Annotated in this window: 6 protein-coding genes; 2 read left to right on the top strand and 4 right to left on the bottom strand. The window is 62.1% G+C overall.

What is annotated here, in order from left to right; translation table 11 throughout:
* Window positions 1-295: hypothetical protein (locus tag ACFFNA_RS23305; protein ID WP_378921944.1), on the top strand; the 295-nt coding region annotated here is incomplete at its 5' end.
* Here the strand turns inward: ACFFNA_RS23305 and ACFFNA_RS23300 are convergent.
* The 4 genes from ACFFNA_RS23300 to ACFFNA_RS23285 are packed head-to-tail and all read right to left on the bottom strand — an operon-like array spanning window position 292 to window position 3260.
* Window positions 292-1008, bottom strand: a complete 717-nt coding sequence (locus ACFFNA_RS23300) for a helix-turn-helix transcriptional regulator (protein ID WP_378921942.1) — start codon at window positions 1006-1008, stop codon at window positions 292-294. The two genes, ACFFNA_RS23305 and ACFFNA_RS23300, sit on opposite strands and share 4 nt — an antisense overlap.
* Window positions 1009-1052: 44 nt before the next feature.
* Window positions 1053-1985, bottom strand: a complete 933-nt coding sequence (locus tag ACFFNA_RS23295) for an NAD(P)-dependent alcohol dehydrogenase (RefSeq protein WP_378921940.1) — start codon at window positions 1983-1985, stop codon at window positions 1053-1055.
* Window positions 1982-2857: an NAD(P)H-binding protein gene (locus ACFFNA_RS23290; protein ID WP_378921938.1), complete on the bottom strand. Its 876-nt coding sequence runs from the start codon at window positions 2855-2857 to the stop codon at window positions 1982-1984. The genes ACFFNA_RS23295 and ACFFNA_RS23290 overlap by 4 nt, the downstream gene beginning before the upstream one ends.
* A 46-nt stretch (window positions 2858-2903) precedes the next feature.
* On the bottom strand, window positions 2904-3260 hold the full coding sequence (locus tag ACFFNA_RS23285) for a nuclear transport factor 2-like protein (protein ID WP_111549036.1): 357 nt from the start codon (window positions 3258-3260) through the stop codon (window positions 2904-2906).
* A gap of 1648 nt (window positions 3261-4908) precedes the next feature.
* Between ACFFNA_RS23285 and ACFFNA_RS23280 the strand changes: the two genes are divergently transcribed.
* Window positions 4909-7128: an adenylate/guanylate cyclase domain-containing protein gene (locus ACFFNA_RS23280; protein ID WP_378921936.1), complete on the top strand. Its 2220-nt coding sequence runs from the start codon at window positions 4909-4911 to the stop codon at window positions 7126-7128.
* The last annotated feature ends 30 nt before the right edge of the window (window positions 7129-7158 follow it).

Here is a 7158-nt window from a genome sequence, read left to right as displayed (position 1 = left end):
CCGACATCCGCCGCAAATCGAAATCTCCATAGCCATCGACTGTGGCCCGCGGGTTCCTTCCTCGGGGACTTTCGTACGCCTGCCGGCGCCCGAAACTCTTCACGAAAGCAGCATGTCCGCTTTCAAAACACAGTTGTCTGAAGCGGACATTCGGCAAACGACCCAATGTCGGTCGCTGACTGGATTCTTTCCGATCCGCAAAGCTGACGCCTTTTCTACGGGTGCGATGCAGCGCGCCAGCGAGCGATTTTTCCCGCCTCGATCCAACGTCCTTCCATGCGAAAGGCCATCTTAGCCGATCGCTTTAGCGGCGCTTGGCGATCTTGCGGCTTCCTCGGCTATTTGCGCTCGCCACCGCTTGGCGAGGTCACGTCGCCGACCCGGATAGCGCTGTTCAAGGAGTTCAGCGCGCTCGATCCGATCCGCTCGGAACGTCCGAAAATCCTCTCGAAGCTCGCACCAGCCGGCCACGAAGCGCTTCGACTCGATGAAGCCCAGCATGATCGGCCAGATGACACGCAACGTCTCGTCGCCCTTTGGATCGCGATAGGCAGTCTGAAGCTTAAACTGTTCGCGCATGGCCTGACGGACGATCCCCAGATCTACGGCCGGTGTCTCGGGCCTGTTGCGGCCGACATGAAAAGCGTTGTCGGTCAGTAGGTGCCGCAATTCTGTTGGCAGCACCGCACCAATCTTTGCGATCAAGTTCTGGGCGGCGAAGGCCAAGCCGTCGTCCGTTTGGCGGCCGACCCACTGCGCACCGAGCGTCAGCGCGTGAAGCTCTTCCTGGGAGAACATGAGCGGCGGAAGCAGAAAGCCAGGCTTCAGCACGTAGCCGAAGCCTGGTTCTCCCTCGATATCTGCTCCCATCGCCTGAAGCGTGGCGATGTCGCGATAGATGGTTCGCAATGAAACGCCGGCCTCACGCGCAAGATCACTGCCCGGCACAGGACCATTGTGCCGGCGCAGCATCTGCATCAGATCGAAAAGCCGATTGCTCTTGGACATAAGACTATTCTACCAGCCAATGCCAAATTTTGGCAGGGGCTTGCTCAAGGCATCGACACGATAGCTTTGCCGTTTAGCTTGCGCCCTTGCTCCAGAGCCGTGACCAGAGCGACCGAGTCCTTGAGCGGGACGGTCTCGACGATCGGGAGCCGAAGCGCCCCCTCGCCTGCCGCGCAGGCAAGGCCGTCCAGGATGTCCGCCCTTGCGGTACAGACGATGGGCTTGAGCCTCCGGTCGAAGATCGCGCGAACAAACTTGCCCAGCGTCGGATTGATGTCCAGATACACCCCACCCTTGCGGAGCAAGCCGAGCCCTGTCGCGACTGTCATGGCTCCGGCGGTGTCATACACGACGTCGAACCGCTCGTTGATCTTGGAGAGATCGGTCGTTCGGTAGTCGTAGATGCGGGACAGCCCCATCTCCTGGGCACGTTGCATCTGCTGTGCCCCGCAGCTTCCCGAGACCTTGGCCCCAAGCATCCGCGCGATCTGGACGGCGGATTCGCCGACCCCGCCGGTGCAGCCGTTGATAAAGACCTGAGCGCCTGCCTGCAGGTGCGCCTTGTCAACAAGACCATTCCACGCCGTTATTCCAGGGGTTCCGAGGCACGCAGCTTCCACGAAGGACACAGAGGCCGGCTTCCTGGCAAGAAAGGTTTCTGGCGCGATCACAGCCTCGCCGAGCGCGCCACCATCCTTGATTTGGGCGGACCCGAACACGGCGTCACCCACCTGAAAGCGGGTACCGCCCGGACCGACCGAAATCACCGTGCCGGAAAAGTCGCTGCCAAAGGCGCGAGGAAACTTTTTCCCAGTCACCATCTTCAAGTGACCGTTGCGTACTTTCCAATCGATTGGATTGATGGCGGCGAAGTTGACCTTCACGGCAACCTCGCCCTTGCCCGGCGCGCGAAGCTCGAAATCCTCGAGCTTCATAGTCTCCGGGCCGCCATATTGATGATACTGAATCCGCTTCATAGCAGGCGGTTCCTTTTGAGCGTGGCGGCGACGACATCAATCAGCGGCGTGCTCGGCCGTCCCAGAAGACGCGGCAAGTCAGTGCTGTCGGTGTACCAGTCACCGCGCGTCGTAGCGAAGCCCGCGTCAGCAATGACTTCAGCTAGAAAGCGCGGGAGGCCGCTTCCCGTGAGCGCCTGAACGTAAGCCCCAACAGGCAAGTCCTGGTGCACGAGCGGCTTGCCCGTGAGTTGTGAAACTGCTGCAGCCAGATCGGCTTTCGTCCATGCCGTCCCACCCAGCTCGTACACTTTTCCGGCTTGATCCTTGCTTGCCAGCGCGACGGCAGCAGCTTCGGCCAGATCATCACGGCTCACACCGGAAATCTTCCCCGTGCCCGCCGAGCCGATAAGAGTGCCGGTGCTCAGGGCATAGTCCATGCCGCCCAGATCGCCGGCGTAGACCTCGATATAGGCCCCGTTGCGCAGCATCAGGTAAGGCAGGCCGGAATCGCGGATGAAGGCCTCTGTCAGTTTGTGCGCTTCGCCGAGTCGCAGCGTGCTGGTGTCGGTGTTGACGAAGCTCGCATAGGCGACGAGTCCGACGCCGGCGTCGATCGCAGCTTCGACCGCACGGACCATCTGCGTATATCGCTCGGCGAAGTCGGCGGATGGGATCAGCAGAAGCTTGTCGGCGCCGGCAAAGGCGGCCTTCAGGGTTTCGGGCCTGTCGTAATCCGCGTCACGGACCTGAACGCCCTTGGCGGCCAGGTCGGCCGCCTTCTCCGGGTTGCGGACGGCGGCCACGATCTCGTTGGCCGGAACGCCGCGACGGAGCAAGCCATCCACGACGAGCCGCCCGTAGCGGCCCGTCGCAGCAGTAATGGTAATCATGGGGGTACTCTCCTTCAAAGGTGTGGTTCAGTGCGGATGGACCGGTTCACTGAGCCCCGAATACACTCTTGTCGAAGAGCGCCTTGATCCCGGTGATTTTCCCGTTCTCGACCGTGAAGTACTTCGCGGAGAGGACGCTGGGGGCGGGATGGGTGTGGGTGTAGTACATGAGGAGCGCCGTCTTCTCGTCGCCGAACGCGGCAACCATCGTCGCTCCTTTGAGCATGCCGGCGAACTCAGATTCCGATTTGTGCAGTGCGGCGCCGCCTTCGATGGGGCCGAATGGGGTTTCAGAGACCACGTTGTCTGCGACGACTTTCATGGCCGTCGCATGGTCGAGATTCTTCCAAGCGTTGTGATAGGCCAAAGCGACCTTGAGTGCGGGGCTAGTGTTATTGCTCATCGTGTTTCTCCTTTGTTGAGTGGATGAAACACATATAGCGCAGGGCAGTGACAGATTTTGTCAGCAGGATGCGAGCCGACGGAGCATCGCCTAAACTTCCCGGCGAGCAGTTGGGCGATACAGGCCATAGCCGACCTTGACGAGGAGGCCCTCTTCGCACATGCGGTCCAGGAGCAGCGAGGGACGTCGATGGCCGTTAGATCGCGCGACCGTACTATGCCGCGCTCATTGGCCAAGGCGATGGCTGGGTCCCTCAGCGGCGGCTTTGGACCACTCGCAAGGCGTATCCTAGCTCAATGAGCGCAGCTTTCGACGAAGATCAAGCGGGCTGCTTGGTCGAGCCGTCGGCGTGTGCCGCGAGAGGTACCATACTCGTTGATCGCTGGAGCGAAGCTGGCGATGCGTCCAGATCGGATGCGCCTACAACATATTTATGTGTCGGCCTGGCCGGCGCTTTCTGACTGCGTTCCAGCCGTTTGAATTGAATGCGTATGGCCGCGACCAATTAGCTGAACGAACGACGGCCTCCGGGCGTAGCTCTCAATCAACTGAACGCCTTCTTTGAGGCGCGAAGCGGTCATATGCGGCACCGCCTTCGGCATCATCCGTGCCCAAGACTTACATCGGTGCGGTGCCGGGCACTACCCGTTGCGATAGCGCTCGCCTAGTAGTCGCTCGGCACCTGAGCCCATCCGCGAAAAAAAGTCAGTCCGCCCGGTCCGACCATTTTCTTATTCTAATCGCGGTGCAGAGAAGACGGTCGGAGAGAGCTGGGAAGAAGAGTAGTAAGAGGAAGAATTGCTTCTTATGTCGGACCGGCCGGACCGGGCCTCTCAACTGAACCGCTGGGCTTCCGCCGCCTCGACCACATTGGGCGGGCCGGCACGAACGCGTGGCGGACGCGTGCCGGTCATGGGCCGGCGTTGGCGGGGTCATCGTAGCTGCTATCCCGCGCCACGCTGCCCGCTGTCTGCACGGGCCGGCGTGCCGACCGTCGGCGGCCGTGTGCAACTCAGCGTCTGTGGGCGGAGCACTGCCTCATGGATCGGTGCCGCGCCGCGCCGCCGGACCGCTGCTCGGCGCGCAGGGCCGTGACGATCAGGGTGAACGCATCCAAGGCCGCCCTGGCCCGAGCAAGCCGAAGCGCTGCCAGCTCGGTGATGGCCGACGGCCCTGCCTGGCGCCTGTTTCCACGCTGTCCGACGACAGTGTCACCTTTGTTGGCCGGCACCGTCAGGCGGCGCGCATGCGGCGGGCGTTAGCACGTGGCGCGTCGTTCGGGAGGGCTCCCCCGGTCAAAAAATCAAGGCCAGCCACCGTTCTGCGGGTCCCCTCCTCGGCAATCGCGACCGGCTAGAGGGCAGTCCGCCGCCGCCGACGAGCTTGACGTCCCGACCATCCATGCGGCTTGGCTTTCGATGCGCACGGTGCGCCGACACCCGACGAGGGAGACCGTCGCGTTCGCGATCCGTGCAACGCCACACCAAAACCTGTGTGCTTCGCGATTTAGGACACAGGTTCCCAGACTGAGCGATTTCATGGAGTGCTGCCGGCAAAACGGCCGGGCGCGCCCGTGCCGCATCCCAGGTTCCGGCTCCTTGACCGCGCATATGGTCTTGCCATGGAGCTTTCCCTATAATCATGCGCTGTGGAGCAGGCCCAACATCTTGAACGGAAGCTAGTCGCTATCCTCGCCGCCGACGTGGTGGGGTACAGCCGGCTGATGGGGCTGGACGAGACGGGCACCCTCTCGCGGCTCAAGGCGCTCCGGCGCGAACTCATCGAACCGTCGATCGAAGGGTACCATGGCCGCATCGTAAAGCTCATGGGCGACGGTGCTCTGGTCGCGTTCGAGAGCGTCGTCGATGCGGTAGCCTGCGCCGTCGAAATCCAACGGGTCGCCGCGCAGCAGAACCTCGGTCTTCCCGAAGATACCCAGCTAGTGTTCCGTATCGGGATCAACCTTGGTGACGTCATCATCGACAAGGACGATTTCTACGGCGACGGCGTCAACATCGCGGCCCGGCTGGAAGGACTGAGCGATCCTGGCGGCATCGTCATCTCGGGAACGGCCTACGATCAGGCTCACAACAAGCTCGGCCTGACCTTCAAGTCGCTCGGCGAACAGCGTCTCAAGAACATTCCAGAGCGGGTCCGCGCCTATCGGGTTCTGCTGGAACAGACCGCAGGAGCCAATAAGTCGCGCTCTCGGCGATGGCCTATGATCGGCGCCACGGCGCTCGTTCTGGCTCTGATAGCGGGGATTGCGGTGGTGCTCTGGCCGCAAGCGATTGCCCTGCTGCCCGGTCACGGTTCCACCCCGGTCGGTTCGTCGGTCGGCAAGCCCTCCATCGCCGTGCTACCGTTTACCGATCTTAGCGAGAAGGCAGGCCAGGATTATTTTGCGGAAGGGCTCGCAGACGATCTCATCACCGATCTCTCGAAGATCTCGGGGCTCCTCATCATCGCACGCAACTCCGCGTTCTCCTTCAAGGATCGATCCCTCGACGTCGACGAGATCGCGGCGCAGTTGAACGTCCGTTACGTGGTCGAGGGCAGCGTCCGGCGGGAGGAAGATCTAGTCCGCATCAATGTCCAGCTCATCGATGCCCAAACGGGGAGCAACATCTGGGCCGAGCGATACGACCGCGACTACTCCAGGATATTTGCACTTCAAGACGAAGTGATCGGGCGTATCGTTGAGGCACTTTCGGTGCGTCTGACGGAAGGCGAACGAGCGCAGATTGCTCGCCTCCCCACGCGAAGCCTGGAGGCATACGATTTCTACACCCGAGCCGAGCAGAAGGTTTATGTGGTCGACAACAGGTCTCTCGGAGAGACCCTGTCCCTGTATCAAAAGGCGATCAAGCTCGATCCTACGTTTGCAGATGCCTACTCGGGCTATGCCCGCGCCACGGTGGACGTGCTCGGCTTCGACTACCAGGTGCTCATGCTCAGCGCCGTCGCTCGCCAGCGCTCCTACGAAGCGGCAGGGCGGGCGCTGGAGCTCAATCCGCAATCTGCGCGCGCCTATGCCGTGCTCGGCATCCTGCAGATGCTGGACGGCGAATGGGACCAGGCGATCGCGTCGGTCCAGAAAGCCGTCGCGCTGGACCCGAACGGCGCGGAGGCGGAGCTCAATCGGGCGATCGTGCTGACCTACGCAGGACAGAACCTGGAGGCGCTGGCAGCGATGGAACGCGTGTTGCGGCTCGATCCCAAGCCGCGCGCCCAGGTCTTCGACTATTACGGCTTCGTGCTCTACATGAACCATCAGTACGAGAAGGCTTTGCAGGCGCTGAGCGAGGTCCAGCCGGAAGAGCGCAGCGACCTTGGTCTCGAAACGCTGGCCATGGCAAATGCGCGGCTTGGCCGCATGGCCGAGGCGCACGATGCGGCTGCAGCAATCCTGAAAAAGATACCCGAACAGAACCTCGCTGGTTATCGTGTCGTTTACGCCCACCACCGGCGGCAAGAGGACCTCGATCACCGGCTGGGCGCCCTTCGCGCCGCGGGGATTCCCGAGCGGAGCTTCGATTTTCGCGGGCGGGAGGAGGACCGCCTGGGCGCCGCCGCGATCCGAGCCCTAACGGGCGATCGGACATGGGTAGGACATCAACACAATGGCGCAGCGTTCGTCATGGAGCTGAGTGCAAATGGAGATGTCGCACTGAGCTCGCAAAGCAGCATCATCACCGGCACGTCCAGCGTGGATGGCGACCTCTTCTGCACGCAATCCACCGCGACCTTGCTCGGCCGCAAGTTCTGCGCCCCGGTCTATCGCAATCCCCAAGGGAGCAGCGATACGCAGGACGAGTACGCTTGGCCGGACTCCGTCACAGTCTGGTATTTCTCGGTGTCTCGGTGACGGGCGCCATTCAACTTGCGGGCTCACGAC

It is taken from the genome of Mesorhizobium kowhaii (assembly GCF_042431665.1).
In the GTDB taxonomy this organism is placed as follows: domain Bacteria; phylum Pseudomonadota; class Alphaproteobacteria; order Rhizobiales; family Rhizobiaceae; genus Mesorhizobium; species Mesorhizobium kowhaii.
Note: the sequence above shows the minus strand (reverse complement) of the source record. Positions and strands in the feature narration are given on the sequence as shown.